This window comes from Pseudoprevotella muciniphila, assembly GCF_003265305.2.
In the GTDB taxonomy this organism is placed as follows: domain Bacteria; phylum Bacteroidota; class Bacteroidia; order Bacteroidales; family Bacteroidaceae; genus Alloprevotella; species Alloprevotella muciniphila.
On the sequence record NZ_CP033459.1, the window covers coordinates 1224104 to 1245654 of the forward strand.

The 21551-nt window shown below is 47.0% G+C and carries 14 protein-coding genes and 1 tRNA gene; 8 read left to right on the forward strand and 7 right to left on the reverse strand.

From position 1 onward, the window contains the following. Positions 1-12 precede the first annotated feature (12 nt). From C7Y71_RS05005 to C7Y71_RS05035, 7 genes are all read right to left on the reverse strand, one after another. The gene (locus tag C7Y71_RS05005) at positions 13-1023 is read right to left on the reverse strand and encodes a GNAT family N-acetyltransferase (protein ID WP_111897295.1); all 1011 of its coding nucleotides are present in this window, start codon (positions 1021-1023) and stop codon (positions 13-15) included. A 48-nt stretch (positions 1024-1071) separates the two neighbouring features. Further along, positions 1072-1899, reverse strand: a complete 828-nt coding sequence (locus C7Y71_RS05010; protein ID WP_111897296.1) for a glycerol acyltransferase — start codon at positions 1897-1899, stop codon at positions 1072-1074. A 111-nt stretch (positions 1900-2010) separates the two neighbouring features. Further along, the gene (locus tag C7Y71_RS05015) at positions 2011-3198 is read right to left on the reverse strand and encodes a pyridoxal phosphate-dependent aminotransferase (protein ID WP_226943568.1); all 1188 of its coding nucleotides are present in this window, start codon (positions 3196-3198) and stop codon (positions 2011-2013) included. 36 nt (positions 3199-3234) lie between these two features. Continuing rightward, positions 3235-4350, reverse strand: coding sequence for a CapA family protein (locus C7Y71_RS05020; RefSeq protein WP_111897298.1), 1116 nt, complete (start codon positions 4348-4350; stop codon positions 3235-3237). A gap of 33 nt (positions 4351-4383) precedes the next feature. Then, complete coding sequence (locus tag C7Y71_RS05025; protein WP_111897299.1) at positions 4384-5115, reverse strand: Bax inhibitor-1/YccA family protein; 732 nt, start codon at positions 5113-5115, stop codon at positions 4384-4386. 48 nt (positions 5116-5163) lie between these two features. Then, complete coding sequence (locus C7Y71_RS05030; RefSeq protein WP_111897300.1) at positions 5164-6369, reverse strand: bifunctional 3,4-dihydroxy-2-butanone-4-phosphate synthase/GTP cyclohydrolase II; 1206 nt, start codon at positions 6367-6369, stop codon at positions 5164-5166. A gap of 86 nt (positions 6370-6455) precedes the next feature. Next, a complete protein-coding gene (locus tag C7Y71_RS05035; RefSeq protein ID WP_193215975.1) occupies positions 6456-8363 on the reverse strand; it encodes an LptF/LptG family permease in 1908 nt (635 codons plus the stop codon). Positions 8364-8549: 186 nt separating this feature from the next. Between C7Y71_RS05035 and C7Y71_RS05040 the strand changes: the two genes are divergently transcribed. The 8 genes from C7Y71_RS05040 (at position 8550) to C7Y71_RS05075 (ending at position 21532) form a co-directional block, all read left to right on the forward strand. Further along, positions 8550-8623, forward strand: a tRNA-Met gene (locus C7Y71_RS05040). Positions 8624-8815: 192 nt separating this feature from the next. Further along, on the forward strand, positions 8816-9382 hold the full coding sequence (efp, locus tag C7Y71_RS05045) for an elongation factor P (RefSeq protein ID WP_111897302.1): 567 nt from the start codon (positions 8816-8818) through the stop codon (positions 9380-9382). 105 nt (positions 9383-9487) lie between these two features. Continuing rightward, a complete protein-coding gene (locus tag C7Y71_RS05050; protein ID WP_111897303.1) occupies positions 9488-13645 on the forward strand; it encodes a glycoside hydrolase family 2 TIM barrel-domain containing protein in 4158 nt (1385 codons plus the stop codon). 166 nt (positions 13646-13811) lie between these two features. After that, positions 13812-14618: a TerB family tellurite resistance protein gene (locus C7Y71_RS05055; RefSeq protein WP_111897304.1), complete on the forward strand. Its 807-nt coding sequence runs from the start codon at positions 13812-13814 to the stop codon at positions 14616-14618. A gap of 193 nt (positions 14619-14811) precedes the next feature. Then, the gene (locus C7Y71_RS05060) at positions 14812-16731 is read left to right on the forward strand and encodes a DUF6057 family protein (RefSeq protein ID WP_111897305.1); all 1920 of its coding nucleotides are present in this window, start codon (positions 14812-14814) and stop codon (positions 16729-16731) included. A 42-nt stretch (positions 16732-16773) separates the two neighbouring features. Beyond that, a complete protein-coding gene (locus C7Y71_RS05065) occupies positions 16774-18423 on the forward strand; it encodes a TolB-like translocation protein (protein WP_111897306.1) in 1650 nt (549 codons plus the stop codon). A gap of 31 nt (positions 18424-18454) precedes the next feature. After that, complete coding sequence (glmM, locus tag C7Y71_RS05070; protein ID WP_111897307.1) at positions 18455-19846, forward strand: phosphoglucosamine mutase; 1392 nt, start codon at positions 18455-18457, stop codon at positions 19844-19846. A gap of 81 nt (positions 19847-19927) precedes the next feature. After that, on the forward strand, positions 19928-21532 hold the full coding sequence (locus C7Y71_RS05075) for a sulfatase family protein (protein ID WP_111897308.1): 1605 nt from the start codon (positions 19928-19930) through the stop codon (positions 21530-21532). The last annotated feature ends 19 nt before the right edge of the window (positions 21533-21551 follow it).

The window sequence follows — 21551 nt, forward strand, 5'->3', positions numbered from 1 at the left end:
AGTCAAGCAGTTTTATTCTACAGGCGGAAATTCCCCACTCATCTCTGATGCTCCTTTCTCGAACACCTCGCGAATGATATTCATCGACTCCGGATTTTCCTTTACGAAGGTATCTATATGTCGCATACGCTTCTCTTCCAGGATTTCGTCTATGGCAATGAGTATTCCCGTTTCTTCCACATCTCCGAAGTCATCGTTAACGGCTGTTCCAAATACGCGCATCGTCGGGCTCAGTCCCATGTATGCATTCACGAGTGGCGGAATGTTGTAGCCGCGGTTGCGCACCTCCTTGTTTAGGATGTAATAATCTTCCTTGAAGTCATCCTTGACGAAAGTGGCTTCGAGTTCTTCCTGTGGCAAGTCGATTGTTGCGGGATTAAGCGGATAGACGAGGTTTTCCTTGTCGCCAAAGTGCTTATTGAGGAAATAGAGAATCATGTCGCGCGCATCGTGGTTGAACGAGGGGTACATCGTCATTTTTCCGAAGAAGTACTTCAACTCGGGCATGATGACCGTGAGTGCTCCCAAGCCGTCCCAGAGGTTGTCGAGTGCGAAGAGTCCTTTTGAGGAAGAGCGGGAACTCTGATATTCCAGTGTTACAAAAGAGCGTCCTAATTCCACTGTGCTACTCAGGTAATCGCGTATGAACTCCTGGGAGAAGTGGAAAATATGACCTGTGGAGAGCATAGGCTGTCCGCTTGGTGCGAATTTGCACTCCCTTCCCGGCAGGAAGCGATAGCCTCCGAGTATTTCTTCTGCTTCGGGATTCCAGACGATGAGTTGGTAGTAGGGGTGCTCACAGGTATCGAAATCGTCGAGGTCGTATGCCTTTCCTGTCCCTCCTCCGGCTGTGCGGAACGCTATTTCGCGCAATCGCCCTATTTCGAGGAGCACATTGGGTGCTTGCTGATAGGTAACGATGTAGATTTCGTTGTTGCTCTTGTTTGTTGAACGCAGGCGGCGTTCCGGTGTGAGTTCCGCCTTGAGCAGTTCTCTACTGACGGGTGCTATTATATCTTGCATTTGTCTATAATGATTCTCTGTTGTTGAGGATCTATACCTGTGTACTTATTACTCTCCCGCGAGTTTATACACTTCATCCTGCACATACTGTGCCCATTGTTTCGGCGTTTTTGTCTTGTCGAACGTTTGCCATGGTATGGGTTTCCCAAAAGTAATGGTAAACGTTTTGCCGCGGTTTTTGTACATCTCGTCGCTCAGATAGAGCATGGCGATGTTGAACTTTATACCGAGCGCTTTTGAGATATTAGCCAACCGATAGAAAAAGTTTGAATTTCTGCCTCCGAAATGTATGGGCACTACGTCGCGCTTTGCCTCTACACTCTTCGTTATGAACGTTTTCTTCCATGGCACATCGCGTATGACACCCCCCTTTTTTCGTGAGCAGAGGTCTGCCGGGAACATCAGCACATGGTTTTCTCCGTGGAAGATTTCGTCCACCTGTTCTGCAAACCGGTGGTTCTGTGCGCCGAATTTATTCACTCCCACACACAGCGGTGCTATGCCATAGATATTCATCAGGAGGTCGTTGACCAGATAGCGTATTTTCCCATCGAAATGCTGACCTATTACCGCTCCGAGCGCCAATCCGTCAGGGCCTCCGAGCGGGTGGTTGCTGACGAAAGTGTAGCGTCTTGGGTCGTCTGGCGACGGCAGGTTCTCCAGCCCCACGATGTTCAGCGTGAGGTCGAGGTATTCAATAGAATCCTTAAGCCATGGCACCCCCTGCTTATCACCCTCCTGCTCGAAGAATTTGTTCAGCCAGTCCTGATGCACTATGCGCTTGAGATAGGATATGACGAATTTCGGCACGTATTTAGCCTTTTTCCCCGCGCGTTCACGAATGACTTTCTCTATATCTATGGTGGTTTGCGGCATTACTCGTACACAAAGTTTACTTTCCTGATTTTGTATCGTGCAAAAATAATAAAAAAATATTTTTTGCGCCCATTAGTAACTATAGAAAACTATAGATGCTATAGAAACCTACTACTTCAGTCTTTCACAGGCCTCTTTTATTCGTCTGAGTGCTTCGCGAATGTTGTCATCGCTTGTTGCGTAACTCATTCGGAAACATTCGGGAGAACCGAAAGCATCGCCACCTACTGTTGCCACATGACCTGCTTCGAGAAGATACATGGCAAAGTCTGTGCTGTTTCGTATGACGCGTTCACCATCAGTTTTTCCGAAGTAACTGCTGCACTTAGGGAAGAGGTAGAATGCGCCTTCCGGGTCGTTCACTTCAAATCCCGGTATTTCTTTCGCCAGACTTACGATGAGGTTTTTCCGGCGTTCGAATGCCTGACGCATTTCCTCAACACAGTCCTGCGGTGCGGTATATGCAGCAAGTGCTGCCATCTGGCTTACTGAGCATGGGCCGCTGGTGTATTGTCCCTGCAATTTGCTTGTTGCCTTTGCTATTTCGAGAGGTGCTGCAATGTAACCTATGCGCCATCCCGTCATGGCGTATGCTTTCGACACACCATTTACTATGATGGTGCGCTCCTTCATGCCTTCGCAAGAAGCAAGAGAAGCGTGCGCCCCTGTATAATTGATGTGTTCGTAGATTTCGTCGCAAATGACATAGACCTGTTCATGACGACGCAGTACGGCGGCCAGTCCTTCGAGTTCGTCTGCACTATACACAGAGCCAGTAGGGTTGCTCGGTGTGCAGAGAATGAGAAGTTTTGTTCTTGGAGTGATGGCAGATTCGAGTTGTTCGGGTGTCATCTTGAAGTCCTGCTCTATCTTTGCCTCGACAAAGACAGGTTTTCCGTCTGCCATTAGCGCCATCTGCGGATAACTCACCCAATATGGTGCCGGTATGATGACCTCGTCTCCGCTGCTCACGAGCGCCATTATGGTGTTGCACACACTTTGCTTTGCGCCATTCGACACAATGATTTGCGCCATATCATAATCGAGGCCGTTTTCATTTTTAAGTTTCTCCACGATTGCCTTGCGGAGTTGTGGATAACCTGGAACTGGAGAATAACGTGTGTAGTTGTCGTCAATGGCTTGCTTTGCTGCTTCCTTGATGTGCTGTGGTGTGTCGAAATCCGGTTCACCTACACTCATATTGATGACATCGACGCCTTGCGCCTTTAGTTCTGCGCTCTTCTGCGACATGGCGAGTGTGGCAGACGGCGACAGACGGTTGATTGTTGTTGATAGCATGTTTATTCTTTTTTATTGTCTTTTCATCTGTTTATTTTATTTCCATTCACCTATTCCTACGCAGTTTTTCTGCATGTGTGCCCTCATATTGCTGAAGAAAGTTGCTGATGCAGCCTTTTCTGCATTATTCATACCTTCGGTGTTGTCTGCGGGCCAGATCATAAAGTCTTTGCCGTTGTGTGCAGGCCTCGACACCCAGACGAATCCGTATGAACTACCGGCATAGCCTACTTTTCCATTTTTCTTCTCGAGTTCGAGTTTCACCATCAATCCACCCGTGCAATTAGGCTTTGTCATGTTCGACACGTAGTTTCCAAGCGAATAGACCACGAGATTCTTTTCTCCGGTTTTTGCATTTTGTCTTACTTCGGCAGGCTGTATGACATGGGGATGTCCTCCGATGACATGATCCACACCTTGATCGAGCAGCCATTGCGCAAATTCTTTCTGCTGACTGTTAGGCAGAAGCACATATTCTATTCCCCAATGCATATTTGCTATAATGACATCAGGGTTCATTGATTTTGCCTTTGCTATGTCCTTCTTTATCTGCTCCCGGTCGTTGTCGAGGTTTACGATATTCCCTTGCGGTGTGGGAATGCCGTTTGTGCCGTATGTATAGTTAAGCAGGGCTATCTTTATGCCGTTTTTCTCCACCATGAGCGGATAAGTGCGGTCTCGCTCGGCTGCGTTCTTGTATGTACCGAGGTGTGGTATTTTCAGTGAGTCGAGCAGATCAATGGTCCGTTCAAGCCCTTTCTTGCCCGTGTCGCAGCAATGGTTGTTGGCTGTGAGGAGAACGTCCACACCGGCATTATGAATGGCGTAGAGATACTCGTCGGGCGCGCAGAAGCGGGGGTAACCTTTGTGAGGCGGTCCGGCATGAGTTACTTCAAGGTTGGCTATTGCCACATCCGCACTCTCTATGATAGGTTTCACCTTGTCGAAACAATGGTAGGCGTACGTTCCGTCTGCCTGCCGTGCTGCCTTAATCTGCCCATCATGCTGCATCATGTCCCCGATGAAGAGCAGCGTCACCTTACTGTCGCTATCCTTTGGTTGTTCATCAGTTCCGGCACTGGTTGCCTCCTGCGACTTGCTGTTGCATGAGAACATTGCTGCAACAACAAACATAAAAAGTATCTTTTTCATACTTACGTTTCGCAAATGAATGATTATATCTTTTTAATTCCTGTTTCCCAATATGCGAAGGAGATAGAGGAAGAGGTTGATGAAGTCGAGGTAGAGCGAGAGGCTACCCATCAAAGCGATTTTCTTTGTACCTTCGTTCACGTCTCCTCCGTACGCCTGGAGCATTTGCTTGATTTTCTGTGCATCATACGCCGTAAGTCCTACGAAGATAAGCACACCTGCATAATTTATAATCATCGAGAGTCCGTCGCTTGCCAGGAATATGTTCACTATTGTAGCGATAATCAGACCTATGAGTGCCATGATGAGTATGCGTCCCATTGCAGAAAGGTCCTTCTTGATAAAACTTCCCACGAGCGCCATAGCCCCGAAGGTGCCTGCTGTAATGAGGAAAGTTGTTACGATGCTCGACTCTGTGTATGCAAGGAAGATAAACGACATCGTAACACCATTGAGCAGCGAATATGCCACAAACATTATTGCAGCCGTCATAAACGACATTTTGTGTATTCTTGCACTCAGGATAATTACGAGCAAGAGTTCTCCTATCATCAATCCCCAAAACAGGATTGGGTTTCCTGCGATGCTATAGAGCAAACTTTCGTTGCTCGCCACATAGTATGCCGCCATTGCCGTTACCACAAGCGCCAGCGTCATCCATATATACACATTTCTCATTAGTGTGGCATAAGCCGACTCGCGAGCCACTTCAACGGGCTTCACACTTGATGTGCCGTAGTTGTTGTTGTCAAGATAATTTTGCATGATTCAGTAAATTGATTGTTATAAAATAAATTTCTATTTTTGCCTTTATTATTTGTTGAAATGGAGCGTGTGCCCCATTCTGTTTTTCTTTGTTCTGAGGTAACGTTCGTTGTACTTGTTTGGTTTTATCTCAATAGGTACGTTTTCAGTGATTTCAAGACCATACGCTTCTAAGCCAACCCTTTTCACAGGGTTATTGCTCATCAGGCGCATCCTCGTTACTCCAAGCATCTGCAAAATCTGTGCCCCAACACCATAATCCCGTTCGTCCGGGTCATAACCGAGGTGGACGTTGGCGTCCACTGTGTCGTATCCCTGCTCTTGCAGTTTGTAGGCTGCTATCTTTGCCATAAGCCCTATTCCGCGTCCCTCCTGATTGAGATAGAGGATAACACCTTTTCCTTCAGCCTCCACCATTTTCATTGCCTTATGCAGTTGCTCCCCACAGTCGCAGCGTTCGCTCCCGAAAATATCACCGGTAGCACAAGAAGAATGCACACGCACGAGTATCGGTTCTCCTTCCTTCCACGTTCCTTTGATGAGCGCTACATGCTCAAGTCCGTTATTCTTCTGGCGGAAAGGAATAAGATGGAAATGACCATATTCTGTTGGCATATCCACTTCTTCTCCTCTGTCAACGAGCACTTCCGTTTTCAGACGATAAGCGATAAGGTCACGGATAGTGATGATTTTCAGTTGGTGCTTTTCAGCAAAATCCAGTAGTTGTGGCATACGCGCCATTGTACCATCCTCGTTAAGAATTTCGATAAGGCATGCCGCGGGTTGGAGTCCTGCAAGTCGTGAGAGATCGACCGCAGCCTCGGTATGTCCTGCTCTAACGAGCACACCGCGCTCCTGTGCATAGAGCGGGTTGATGTGCCCCGGGCGTCCGAAGTCGGATGGTTGGGTGGCGGGGTCAGCGAGTGCTTTGATAGTTGCGGCACGGTCATGACTGCTCACTCCGGTGGTACAGCCATCGAGTTTGTCCACTGTAACCGTGAATGGTGTTCCGAGCATACTGGTATTGTCCTGCACCTGATGCGGCAGGTTCAGTTCTCTGGACCGCTCTATGGTGATTGGTGCACAGAGCACTCCCCTACCGTATGTGAGCATAAAATTCACTTTTTCGGGAGTGATAAGTTCAGCGGGTGTAATGAGGTCTCCCTCGTTTTCCCGGTCTTCATCGTCAACCACTATAAGGAATTTTCCTTCCTTGTAGTCCTTCAGTGCTTCTTCTATCGTCGAGAGTTTCATTTATCTTCTTTTTGACTATCTATATTTTTCTAATTATAATGTTTCACTGCTTTGCGCTACTCCTGCGCATGACTTTCTGTTTTGCTTTAGTTACTTCTCTTTCGGGACTCTGCTATTCGCGCTATGATTTTTGCCGCTGCAGCATCAATCTGCTTCATGTCTTTATGGAGTCGCATGCGGAATATCCAAACGCGCACCCACAGCACAATGCCCACAGGCAGGAAGATACCGGCAGCCTTATTCCATTTTTGGTTGTAGAATGGTGATACATGCGCACTGGCATATATCAGCGGCAGGTCGTTGAGTGCGTGAATGATACGTCCGTCCTTGCTGTTTGCCAAGTCTTGCACGATATTATCCATATCTGCTTTTATTCCTTCCACTGCCCTGTCAGGTTTTGTGCGGAAGAACACCTTGACATAACTAGGCATATTTTTCAAGCGGTGCTCTTGATTGTATGAGCGGCAGTCGTCTCTCAGTTTTTCCAACCTTTGCACAGCATTGTCATAATCCGGGTCTTCTATGATGACTTCCTTCAGGGTGAGGTTGCGTTTGTCGCGCAGACCAATGAAGCGCCTGAACAATGCACGATAGGCATCGATATTGAACACCACAGAGTCTCGGTTCGCCTGATAAGTCAGGAAGATGCTCAACGGCAGCAAAATGGCTGTACTGGTCCACATACCCACTACCATATTGAGAGAACCCTGGCGCGCCTGCTTCATCATAGATGTATTGATAACGTAGTAGATAATGAAGATGATAACCGCCACGACTGATGGCATGCCGAGTCCGCCCTTTCGGATGATGGCACCTAGCGGTGCTCCGATAAGAAAGAAGAGTATGCATGCGAGCGACATCGTTATTTTCTGATGCCACTCTATCCAATGCCTGCGTATAAACTTTATGGTGTTGTCCTGTACTTCTTCTTTAAATTTCAGGTCGGTTATTCGTTGCTGCACTATGGTTTTGGCCCGTTGATACACATTTACGCTATTATCAGCCGACATCTGCGCAGTAAGTTTGTCGAAAGTGAGTTTCAGTTCGTTCGCCTGTCTTTGCACTTTCTTTGCTTCTTCCTTGGTCATTTCAGGCTCATTGTAAACCGTCTTGAGCGATTCCTTATAACTTCTGTTAGCCGCACTGTCAATTTCATGATTCATAGAGTCCACACTCTCCACGATTTCGACCATATTCTTCGTTGACGGCATGTTTTTCATCAAATCTGCATCCATCACGTTGAAATTGGCATCAAAGTCAATGAGCAACGACTTATGCCCGAACGTTTCTCTGTCGTATGGCATGTTTGCGCCTTTCATGGACATGGCATCACCCGATTGAAGACTTTGATACTGTTCACCCTCCCAGATGTCGAGCCGCAGGTGCATTTTGTCTGCTGACATTTCGATGCGTCCGCTGTCTGCGAGTACAATCTGTGCTTTGTCGAAACCTTGGTCGGTCTTGTAGATAATCAGGTCATATAGCATGCCCGTTTTGGGCACTTTTTTCTTGACGTAGATATTGATATTTGGCACGCCATTATAGAAGATACCTTCTGGTATTTCCATTGCCGGCGAAGTCTGCTTCATACTGATGAGCAGTGTCCTCAACTGCAACACCGAATCGGGTGAAGTCTTGTTCTGGAAGAAGAAAGAAACACCCGAAAGGAGTACAGAAAGTCCCAGCATTGGCATCATGACCCGCCACAACGACACGCCCGAACTCTTCATTGCAATCAGTTCGAAACTTTCACCCAGATTTCCGAAACATATCAAAGAAGCAAGCAGCACTGCCAAAGGAAGCGCTTGAGGCACAAGAGTCAGTGCCATATAATAGAAAAACTGGCTCAATATATCCACTGTCAGTCCTTTTCCCACCAATTTATCTACATGTTGCCACGTAAACTGCATCATCAGGACGAAAAGACAAATGAAGAATGCTGCCACAAAAATGAGGCAGAATTTCCCAAGGACATAGCGATCAAGTTTCTTCATCAACGTCATATTGACTGCAAAAATACAAAATAAATATGGGACATTGAAAGTTGGATAACAGAAGTTAAGGCATGATGCGAGGTTTTTGGTTTTTCTTGTAAGTTTCTTTTTCATGTCGGTTTGCAAAAAAAGTGAAGATAAATTTTGTCAGTCCAAAATTGCTTTCTATTTTTGCACCCGCAAAACGGCGCGGTAGCTCAGCTGGTTAGAGCGCATGATTCATAATCATGAGGTCGACGGTTCAAGCCCGCCCCGCGCTACTTTACAAGAACTGCTTTAATGCGGTTCTTTTTTTGTGGATAAAGTACAATAACTATAGCGGCTATAGCAACTTAGAAAACCATTCATTTTTTGGCTGTTGTCAAGATGAATAAGACTATATGAGATTTTTTTCTTAATTTTGCGGCTGATAAGAAAAAAAGAATAATAAATTTCAGAAAAAATACCATCAAATGATTAAATCACAAGACATCAAGAAGGGTACATGCATTCGCATGGACGGCAAATTGTATTTTTGCGTTGACTTCCTCCACGTGAAGCCAGGTAAGGGAAACACCATCATGCGCACTACGCTGAAGGACGTTGTTTCAGGTCGTGTTATCGAAAAGCGTTTCAATATTGGCGAAGCACTTGAAGACGTACGTGTTGAGCGCCGGCCTTATCAGTATAGTTATGCTGAAGGCGAAGAATTCCACTTCCTCAATCAGGAGACATGGGACGACGTTGTCATCGCCAAGGAACTTATCACAGGTGTGGCTTACATGAAAGAAGGCGATGTGGTTGACGTTGTGAGCGATGCTTCGACAGAAACCATCCTTTATGCAGAAATGCCCGTTAAGACACAACTCAAGATAACATACACCGAGCCGGGTCTGAAAGGCGACACCGCCACAAACACTCTGAAACCCGCTACAGTGGAAACCGGTGCTACTGTTCGCGTGCCACTCTTCATCAACGAAGGCGAGACCATTGAAGTGGATACACGCGACGGTTCTTACGTAAACCGCGTAAAGGCATAATAGTCCTATCCCCAAACCTTAAGGCGATAGAAACGGTCAGTTTCTTTTCGCCTTAAGTCCTTTAAGAAATCCTTATTTACGCACATTCTAACTCACACACCAGAAATGAAAAACTTAATGTCACGTTTCTGCCTTTTTGTTGGAGCATTGCTTGTGACGATGCCGGCATTTGCGCAAATCGAAAGCGGAAGTACTTACCTTTTTGTACACAAGAAGAGCGGTAAAGCACTTTCAAACAACAACAGTTGGAGAAGAGATGCTTTCATTGTGCTTAACGATGCGAATGGCGAAGATGCAGGCCAACAATGGACTCTCATTCCTTCAGATAAAGGACGTAAGACTTTCAACCTGCACAATTACAACTACTCCATGTCCATTGACATGGCATTGACAACCGCTGACAAGAAGATTTTGCAATGGAATTGTGAACTCTCCAACGAGAACCAGCAGTTTGTGATTAAGGAAGTTGATGCATCAGCCAACACTTATCAGTTGTTATCGAAAGACGGCAGTCTTGCCCTCACGCCCAATGAAGATGGCAGCGAACTAAAAATGAGTTCTGTCGAAGACGAGGAGGTTACCTACTTCGTTCTGACCAATCTCCACAAGAATTATATATATCCAGGCGGTTTCTACACTTTGCAGAGTTATGCCTACCCACAGTATTACGTTTCGACAGGCGGCAAGACCGCCAATGATTCCGAACTTGAGACGAGTCTTACGAAAGACAATAACTCTGAGAAATGGGAGGTAAAGAGCGGTAACACCGGTTTGTTATTCACCAGTTGCGCTTCAGGGCATTCCATAGACATGGCTGTGAGTTCAATCCATCGCCCGTTGCAATGGAATACCAACACATCGAATGCAAACCAGAACTTCTACATAACACCAGTTGATGGCCTTGAAAACACTTACCAACTTTATGTAGTAAGCAATTATCAGACCGTTTATCTCAGTGTGGACGCCGACGGTCTGGTACAGCGTAGCAGATATCCTTCTCAAGCCAGTACCTATTTCGTTATAAAGCCCACTGACGGACAATCCTTCAAAGGTCCTAAATGGCAGGACGAAAGTATGTTCGGTGAAAACAAACTCAAAGGGCATGCCACATACGTGCCATACGCTACCACAGCCGAGATGCAGGCAGACAAGGCGCATTATGACAAGCCTTGGGTGGACAACAACAGTTCGCTCTATCGCTCTCTCAATGGTGTATGGAATCTTATTTGGCAAGAAGGTACAGACGACATGCCCGAGGAGGATTTCTATGGCAATGATGTTGATGCCTCTGCCTGGGACACCATCAGCGTTCCGTCATGCCTTGAGATGAAAGGTTATGGTTATCCCTACTATATCAATGAGAACTATCCTTTCAAGGACGAGGCACCGTATATTACAATGCATGCCAACTGCAAGAACTCCGTTGCATCATACCGCCGCAACTTTGAAATACCATCTTCTTGGGATGGAAAGGAAATCTTCCTCCATTTCGATGGTGTTTACAGTTGTGCATACGTCTGGGTGAATGGCGAATATGCCGGCTACACGCAGGGTTCCAACAATGATGCCGAATTTGATATTACCAAACTCGTGAAGGTGGGCACTAACAATGTCAGTGTCCGCGTGATCCGCTTCTCTGACGGTTCTTACCTCGAAGGCCAAGATATGTGGCGCATGAGCGGTATCCACCGCGATGTATTCGTCTATGCCACACCGAAGACATTCATCCGCGACCATTACATCACATCCGAACTCAACAGTCAAAAGAATTATGAGTCCGGTTCGCTGAGCATCCGTGTGGAAGTACAGAACAGCGAAAAGGTGGCCCTTTCCCGCAGTGTGAAAGCACGCATTTTGACTCCGGACGGAACAGAATTGGCGAGTGAATCGAAGGTCTTTGCTTTCTATGAAGGTGACAGCATCGCCATCGACACTATTGTTTTCAGAGAATTGAACCATTTAGATCTCTGGAGCGAAGAAACGCCAAACTTGTACACGGTGGAACTTTCTCTGCTCAACGATGGCAACGAAGAGATGGCATTTGCTACAAAGCATGGTTTCAGATGCGTTGAGATGAAATCCACAAGTGGCGGAAAGGCTGTGTTTATCAACGGCAAACGCATTTATTTCAAGGGAGTGAACACGCAAGACACCCATCCGCTCCATGGTCGCAGCATAGACGTTCCTACCATGCTCAGAGACATTCAGTTGATGAAGCAGGCAAACATCAATACAGTTCGCTGCAGCCACTATCCACGACAGAATAAGATGTATGCCATGTTCGACTATTATGGTATGTATGTCATGGACGAGGCAGACCTTGAGTGTCACTACAACTGGTATTACGGTGGCCAGACACTTTCTAACAGCGCAAGTTGGCGTCCTGCTTATATTGACAGAGAAGAGCGCATGGTTCTTGCTCACCGCAACTTCCCCAGTATCATTTTCTGGAGCCTTGGCAACGAATCGGGCGGTGGCAGCAACTTCCCTTACTGCTACCAAGCCATAAAGCAACTCGACAGCCGTTTCGTTCATTATGAAGGTGCGAGCCGTCAGGGCACATCAGGCAGCACGGACATTTCTTCAGAAATGTACCCCACTGTGTCGGCTGCAACAAATTACAGCAACAACAGTTACAGGAATCAACCCTACTTTATTTGCGAATATGCACATGCCATGGGTAATGGCGTTGGAAACCTGCAAGAATATTGGGACGGCATTTTCAACAGCAATTATGGACTGGGTGGCTGCATTTGGGACTGGGTGGACCAGAGCATCTACGATGCCGCAGACATCAAGGCAGGCACACTCGTTGTTGAAGGTCGTCCGAAATACAAGACAGGCTATGACTATCCCAACACAAACGGTCAAGGCAACTTCGTAAACAATGGTCTTATAAACGCAGACCGCCAATGGACGCCTGAACTGACAGAGGTAAAAAAAGTTTTCCAAAACGTAAAGATGACGAATTTCATTCCTTCTACTAAACGTGTGACTTTGGAAAACAATTTCCTTTACACGCCTCTCAACGTGTTCAACATCAATTTTGCCATCGTTGCCAACGGCGACACCATTGAGACAGGCAGCATGGCTGCTCCTCCTATCAAGCCCGGCAAGACCGGCACATTCGCCATCAAATACACTTCATCCATACCTAACGACAAAGAATGCACATTGCGTTTCGACATCGTTGATCCCACAGGCAAAGCATGGTGCGAAGCAGGTCATGTCATAGCCTCTTTCGAACAGGTACTCACAAATCGCCCGGCAAAGGTAATTACGGAAGTAGTGCCTCAAAAAGGTGAAAAGGTGCGGGTTGTACCCTTCAACAGCACTGTCAATGACATCTATGCCGGCAAAACCACTATCCGTGTAAACAATGGTTATGTAGTAAGTTGGAAATATGGTGATAACAAGACTTTCGAGACACTGCCGGAATTTGACTGCTACGCTTACGTAGAAAACTTTAAAAGTTCATCTGCCATCGATAATGGCGTGGGCACAAAGATGCTCTCGATGAGTTCAAACAGTGATTCTACAAAGATTTTTGTTGACATTACGGCAGGTGGCAGCAAGTGTCCCTATGATTTGCGATACACCATTTATGCCAATGGTATTGTCGATATGCAAGCCACTTTCCAACCTCAGGTGAGCGACTTGCGCCGCATCGGCCTGGCTTGGCAATTCCCACAGAGTTATGAAAACGTTACGTACTATGGTCGCGGTCCATGGGAAAACTATCCGGACAGAAAGACGGGTTCCTATCTTGGTCGCTACACCACAACAGTGAGCGACATGTTCGAACGCTATGCGCAGCCACAGACTTGCGGTGGCCGTCAGGACGTGCGTGAGGTAACGATTACTGATGACAATGGTAATGGCTACCACATCATTGTAGATGGCACCGTCTCCATGCAATTGCTCCACTATGACGACTACACCATGGCGAGTGCGCGCCACAACTACGACATAGAGCCCAACGGCACTTACGTACACTTTGATGCTGCTCAGCAAGGTCTTGGCAACGGTTCTTGCGGACACGGCACGGGAACTCTTGGCAAATACAAGTGTCCTTCCGGCGGTACTCTATCGTACACGCTGCGCTTTATCCCCATTGAGAACCATCAAGAAGTAACTGGCATTAAAACGGCTCAAAAAAAAAGTCCGGACGTAAGTAAAATCTATGACCTCAGCGGGCGACAGATAAAAGACACTGCCGACAAAGGCATCTACATCGTCAACGGCAAGAAAGTCATCAGATAAAATTTTCTTCCATAGAATTAAGCGGGCGACTGATTGTAAAAATCTTTCGTCCGCTTGTTTTTATCACCATAAAGTTGTTTTTATTCAAGTATAGTAGCCGATATTTCTCATTTTTATTGCAAATTTGCAGAAACATACTTTCACACAGGCATATATTTTTTAGGATATGAAATTTTTGGGACTTGTAGGTGCCGTTATTGGCACATTATTGGGCGGCGGTTTTCTTGGCGCCATAGCCGGCTATGTCTTTGGCTCTGCCTTGCAGAACGCCTTTACGGGCGAAGACGAATCTTCCGGGCAGCCAAACACTGACTATGGCTATCAGGGAGACACATACTCCTCTTCCGTCAATCATCAGCAACAAGTACGTGCTCGGTTCATCTTCAGCATCATGGTGCTATCCTCGCACATCATCAAGGCAGACGGCAAGATTATGCACAGCGAGATGGAACATGTCCGCCGCTTCCTTGAGAACAACTTCACCGCCATGGAGAAGAATGAGGGCGAAGCCATCTTGCTGCGTCTCTTCGACTATCGTAAACAACAGGGAGAATACGAATGGCGCCGCCAACTTGAGGGTGTTTGCAGTGAACTCAACAGCATGTTCAGCACAGAAGTGCGTTCACAACTGATGGCTTATCTTTGCGACATCATCAAGGCAGACGGCAAGATTGACCGCACGGAGGTTGATGCGGCAAAAGACATTGCGCGTCTGTTGCTTCTCAACAGTTCGATAGTGGACAGTCTGCTTTCGCTTGGCGGCACTGAGTTGGACGATGCCTACAGAGTGCTGGGTGTAAGTGCTGACTGTTCCGATGCAGAACTTCGCCGTGCCTATAGGGCATTGGTCAAGAAATATCACCCCGACCTTGTAGAAGGCATGGGCAACGACGTGAAAGAAACCGCCAAGCGCAGGTTGCAGGAAATCAACAATGCAAAGGAAATCATCGACCGCGCCCGCGCTGTGAAATAACAAAGAACATACAAATTTATTTATAGCGGTAAGCCATCCACAAGCATCTGCTAATGTGGGTAGTTTGTCTTTTGTCTGACCTATTTTCAAACCTTTTTTTCATGTTGCTCAAAAAACAGGGTTTTAGTTACCTCACTTTCATTTTTTTACAGTAACTTCGCATCAAATTGTATATTGACGATAAAAGGTTATCATGAGTCAACACAAAACAAGGCAAAAAAACGACAGACAAAAACACTCTCCTACCAATCCGGCACTGAAAACTGCTGCTTCTGGCAAGAGCAAATCAGGCAGAAACAACAATTCCTCATTAAAGGCTCCTTCGGCACGAGTTCCGAAGAAGACATACGCTCTGAACTGGTTGGTTTATGCTATAGGATTCATACTCCTTTGGATTTTCACCAGCATTGTGTATGGTGATGTGTTTTGGCGCACAGAGCAGTCGAGTTACGTTTCCGACAATGCCGTTCAGATGAAATTCGTTACGGACTTAGGTCTGGGCTGGTTGTACTACTCAGGGCGCTGGGTGCTTACTTTATTCAAATATCCCAGTATTGGCGGCCTTCTCCTTTCTGCCATTCTCACGGCTACGGCATGGATGTTGAACTATATACTTCGTCTGCCCATGAAATGGTGGCCCTGCGGTTTTGTTTTGCCCATACTGATTTGTGCATACTACCCCTTACGCAGTTTTAATCTCTATTTCCGCAGCGAGCCTTCTTGGGTATTCCTTCTGCCGATAATTGTGCTGACCGCTGAAGTGGTTGTAGCAACGATTATGTCTATATTACGCTTCAGGTCTTTGTCGGCATCAGCAAAGAAACGGACATTCTTCACTGCGGCGGTATGCTTTATTCTGGCAGCAGCGGCGTCTGTTACTGCCTACAGTCTGCTACCATCAAACGCAGCAAGAGGCATCATGCTTTTTGTCATAGTATTGGCTCTTGCCATTATCATTATAGTTGGCTCATCGAGGCCCAAGGAGGGCATAAGCATGGGGACGGCTCTTATAAGTGGAGTTAGTATGATAGCCGTTGGCATTTGTTGCTACATCCTTACGAACGACGTTGCGAATAATGAGATAAAGACCGCCCGCATGACACGGATGCTGGAAAACCGCGATTGGGACGGCATGATAGAAGAAGCACTCTCTGCCAAGCAGCCCACGCGAAGTATTGCCGGCTATTATGCCATTGCTCTCGAAGAAACGGGACAGATACTCACCAGACTTTTTGAGTTGCCCTTTGAATACCCCGATATAGAGTTTGATGCGGATTCAAAGAACGAAGAATATGGTTTGTTCACTGCCGACTGTAATTTTGCTGCAGGCATAACAAACCCTGCATACCACTACGCTTTCGAGCAGACCGTGATGGGTGGACAGACACTCCACCACCTGAAACTCATGGCATTGTGTGCCATCATGAATCATGAAAAGGAACTGGCTGAAAAATATATGACCATCATCAGCAAGAACCCCTTTGAAGATGATTTCATCGCACAATACAGCCCGATGATAAACAATCCGAAACTCATTGACCAGGATGAGCGCCTGGCAAGGATTAAGAAATTGCAGACCACCGTGATGAACAGGGCTTTCGAGCAGAATTTCCAAAAGCCCACCTTTATTGGCTACAGCATTGGCCACCTTCCCACTTCTGCTGAAGAATACCTCAACACCATAGCCTCCCTACTCTATTCCAAGGACTTGCAAAGGTTTATCTCCATTGCCGCAGGCTTTGAGCAGAACAACATTCCGATGCCAGAGTGCGTGAAGCAGGCGATTGCGGTTTACATCGTTTCTAAGCCAGATGGTCAGAATGTGGCGCAGCAGTTCCCGGACATTGCAAACAACTACAGGGGTATAGCCATAAACTTCCTCACTCAGGCACAACCCATCATCAAGAGGCAGCAGGAAGAATCGCGTGCCAAGGGATTCAAGAAGGATGCCAACGGCAAGTATTTGGTTGACGACGAAACGAAAGTCAAGAACAACAAAGAGATGCGCGATGCGCTCAAAGGCACTTGGCTCGGCACTTACTACTATTATTATTTCTGTGAAAACAATAATCCTAACCAAGTGCAGAAGCCTAAGGGTGATGGTGTGAACTAAACGTATCCGTAACTGATATTCTACAGCAAAGCAAAACAAGATATGAAAAAAATCGTCATATTGCTAATGGTCGCCGTTCTTGCTACAGCATGCGGTCCAGACGCGTCAATCCCTACAGAAAGTACTCCGAAAAAAGAGGCTGCACAAATATATCCGGACTACCGCGACGTTACCATTCCACCAAATATCGCACCACTCAACATCATGGTTAAGGAACAGGGCGAGGAGTTTGTTGGTGTCATCGAAGGCATGCATGGAAGCATCATCACTGCTGCCGGAGAGGACGGCAAGTTGATGTTTGATGAAACGGAGTGGCACGACCTTCTTGAGTCGCATAAGGGTTCTAATCTCAAGGTTACGATTTATGCCAAAAACGAAGGTACATGGTATAGTTATCCTACATATAGCATCAGTGTGGCTGAGGAGCCTATCGACCAATACTTGTCTTACCGCCTGATTGAGCCGAGTTATGAACTCTACCGCCAGTTGGGTCTCTACCAGCGCGACCTCACCACATTCGAAGAGTATCCCATTTACGAGAACAATCGCGAATACGACGACTCTGCCAACCACTGTGTGAACTGCCACAACTATCAGAACTATGGAACAGACCGCATGCTCTTCCATGTCCGTGCCCGTCATGGCGGCACAGTCTTTGTTGACAAAGGCAACGTAAAGAAAATGACGATGACGAACGAAAATGTTCTCTCCAACTGCGTATATCCGTCCTGGCATCCTAATCCCACTCGTAACTGGGTGATTTTTTCCAGCAACCTGACGGGTCAGAGTTTCCACATGAGAGACTTGCAAAAGATTGAAGTACTCGACTATGGCAGCGACCTGGTGTTCTACGATGCCGACAAGGGCACCTTGACTAATATCATCAAGACAGCGAACGACATGGAAACTTTCCCCTGCTGGGCGCCTGATGGCAAGAAAATTTACTATTGTGTAGCCAAGGTACCTAAATTCGAAGCGTTGCCTGATTCGTTAAAGAACAACAACGAAAAGAAGATTGACATAGTATCATCCGGCTTCGACAGTATTCACTACAACATCATGAGCATGACCTTCGACGAACAGACCCGCACCTTCGGCGAACCGCAAATGGAAGTGGATTGTGCATCGATGGGTAAGAGTGCCACCGTGCCTCGCGTTAGCCCCGACGGCAGGTATCTGCTCTTCACTCTGGGCGATTTTGGACAGTTCCATATTTGGCACACCAACAGCGACCAATGGGTAAAAGACTTGCAGACAGGCGAAGTGTATGAACTCAAAGCCGCCAACAGTCCGTCTGTGGACAGTTATCATACATGGAGCAGTAACGGACGTTGGATAGTATTCAGTTCACGTCGGGAGGACAACAACTTCACGCGTCCTGCCATCGCCTACTTCGACAAGAACGGACAGGCTCACAAGGCATTCATCTTACCACAGGAAGACCCAGAATATCACGTTCTGTTCTTCAAGAGTTACAACGTTCCTGAACTGACCAAGACGAAGGTTCAAATCACCCCTGAGCAGTTCAAGGAGGTGATTTATGCCGATGACAAGGCAGGTAAGGTTACTTATTTGAAAGGTGCTCATGAACATGGCGACAAGTCAGGCACCGATGGCACCACATCGGCAAGCAAGGTGGATGGACGCACATCTGCATCAAAACCAGTCAAGGATAGTACAATAAAGAAATAATCAATTTTCACTAACAAAAAAATACCAATCTATGACACTCATTAAATCCATTTCAGGTTTCCGCGGTACCATCGGTGGTAAGCCAGGAGACACGCTGAACCCACTTGACATCGTTAAAGCCGTATCTGCATACGCTTATTACCGCAGAAAGGTTGTTGGCGGACGTGTCAGGAACAAAGTAGTAGTAGGACGTGACGCACGCTTATCAGGAGAAATGGTAAGTCACGTTGTTTGCGGCACTCTCATGGGTCTCGGATTCGACGTAGTTAACATCGGTCTTGCTTCCACTCCTACAACTGAACTCGCAGTAGTTATGGAACACGCTTGTGGTGGCATTATCCTTACAGCAAGCCATAACCCACGACAGTGGAATGCACTAAAACTACTTAACGAAAAGGGCGAATTCCTCAATGCAAAAGAGGCACAGGACGTGGTACGCTGTATGAACAAAGAAGAATTTGAGTATTCCGATGTTGATAGTTTAGGAAACTACATTAAGAATTTTGCTTATGATCAACGCCACATCGAACTCGTAAAGAACCTCGAACTTGTTGACATAGATGCTATCCGTAAAGCCCAATTCCGAGTTGCATTAGACTGCGTGAACTCCGTTGGCGGTACCATCTTGCCACGTTTGCTTGGTCAGTTGGGTGTAACGAAGGTGAAAGGTATCAACATGGAGCCCACAGGCGACTTTGCTCACAATCCAGAGCCACTGGCAAAGAATCTTGGAGATATTATGGACATGATGCGTCGTGAAGGCAACTTCGACATCGGTTTCGTTGTTGACCCCGATGTTGACCGCCTCGCCATCATCTGTGAAGACGGCTCAATGTATGGAGAAGAATACACCCTCGTTACTGTTGCAGACTATGTGCTCCAAAACACACCGGGCAACACGGTCAGCAATTTGTCCTCTACGCGTGCCCTGCGCGACATAACGGAAAAATATGGCTGCCAATATACCGCAGCAGCCGTAGGCGAAGTAAATGTAGTAACCGCCATGAAAGAGACTGGTGCTGTCATCGGTGGCGAAGGTAACGGTGGTGTTATCTACCCCCATGCTCACTCCGGTCGCGATGCCCTCGTGGGTATAGCCCTCATTCTGACCTACATGGCGAAACTCGGCAAAAAAGCGAGCGAAATGCGCGCCATGTACCCACAGTACTACATTGCCAAGAACCGCATCGACCTCAATCCAGGTACCGACATCATCGGTATTCTCAACAAGATTAAGGAGATGTACAAGGACGAGCAGGTTACAGACATTGATGGTGTAAAAATCGACTTCCCCGACAAGTGGGTACATCTTCGCAAGAGCAACACGGAGCCTATCATCCGTGTATATTCAGAAGCCCACACCATGGAAGAGGCAGACGCTCTCGGTAAACAAATCATGGACGTGGTTTACTCTATGACCTAAACCAAAAGAGGAATTGTGGCAGTCATACGCAATTAGCCACAATTTCCTTAATTTATAAGCCACTTGCTTTGAATAGACATTATGAAGAAAACTTTTTTTATAGTAGGCAGCATGTTGCCCCTCGTTGCCGCCGCGCAGCGCTACAACGTGGTCTATATCATGACCGACGACCATACAGCCCAAATGATGTCGTGTTATGACCGGACAAACGTAGAAACGCCGAATCTCGACCGCATAGCACGCGATGGTGTCCGCTTTACGAGGAGTTATGTAGCAAATTCCCTTTCCGGTCCCAGTCGCGCCTGTATGCTCACAGGAAAGCACAGTCACAAAAACGGCTTTACCAACAACGAACATGGCATCTTCGACGGCAGTCAGCAAACGATGCCTAAACTGATGCGCGAAGCAGGCTACCAGACGGCAATCATCGGTAAATGGCACCTCGTAAGCACTCCTACCGGTTTCGACTATTGGGACATCCTCCCCGCACAAGGCAACTATTATAACCCCGACTTTATCCGCATGGACAGCCGGAAGCCTGACGGCGTAACATACGTGGAGAAGGGCTACCTTACCAATATCATCACCGACAAAAGCATCAACTGGCTCGAAAAGCAACGCGACCGTTCAAAACCATTTATCCTTTTCGTTCACCACAAGGCCTGCCACCGCGACTGGCTTCCCGAACTGAAATATCTACGTGAATACGAGGATAAGACATTCTCACTTCCAGAGAACTTCTACGACGACTTTGAAGGACGTGAGGCAGCAGCTGCACAAGAGATGCACATCGGTAAGGACATGGACATCATCTATGACGTTAAGATGGATTCACCTGATATGAAGACGCGTCTCAGCGGATCATATAGAAACATGGTGAGCCGACTCGACAAAGAAGACTTGCGGAAATATGACTTCTTCTACGATTCCCTCACAGTGGAGTTCCTTAAGGAATATCCTGACTACAAGGAGTTGCAGAAAGAACTTGAAACGAAGAAGCCAAGCGAATATTCTGCACGAGCCAAGCAATTCTGCGAATTTAAGTTCCAACGCTACATGCGCGACTATGCAAAGATTGTCAAGTCGCTTGATGACAATGTAGGTCGCTTTCTCGACTATCTGAAACAGTCTGGTCTTTCCGACTCTACGCTCGTGGTTTACACAAGTGACCAAGGCTTCTACATGGGCGAGCATGGTTGGTTCGACAAACGCTTCATGTATGAAGAATCTTTTGCCACTCCTCTCGTGATGCAGTTCCCTGCATCGCTCAGCACACGTCGTGGCGACATCACAGAGATGGTTCAGAACATCGACTATGCCCCGACATTCCTCGAACTTGCCGGCGCGAAGATCCCAGAGGACATCCAAGGCGAATCTCTCCTGCCACTCATCAAGGGCGAGCATCCGAAAAAGTGGCGCAAGAGCCTGTACTATCATTACTACGAATATCCTGCAGAGCACGCTGTGAAGCGTCATTATGGTGTTGCCACTGACCGCTACAAACTGATGCATTTCTACAACGACAATGACCAGTGGGAACTCTATGACCGCCAGGCTGATCCACGTGAAATGCACAATATTTATGGCCAGCCCGGCACGGAAAAAGTGACCAAAGAACTCAAGAAAGAACTTAAAAAACTGCAAATACAGTACGACGATCCCATTCTTGAGCGTTACCCACTTTAAGAGAGTGTCAATAACAATA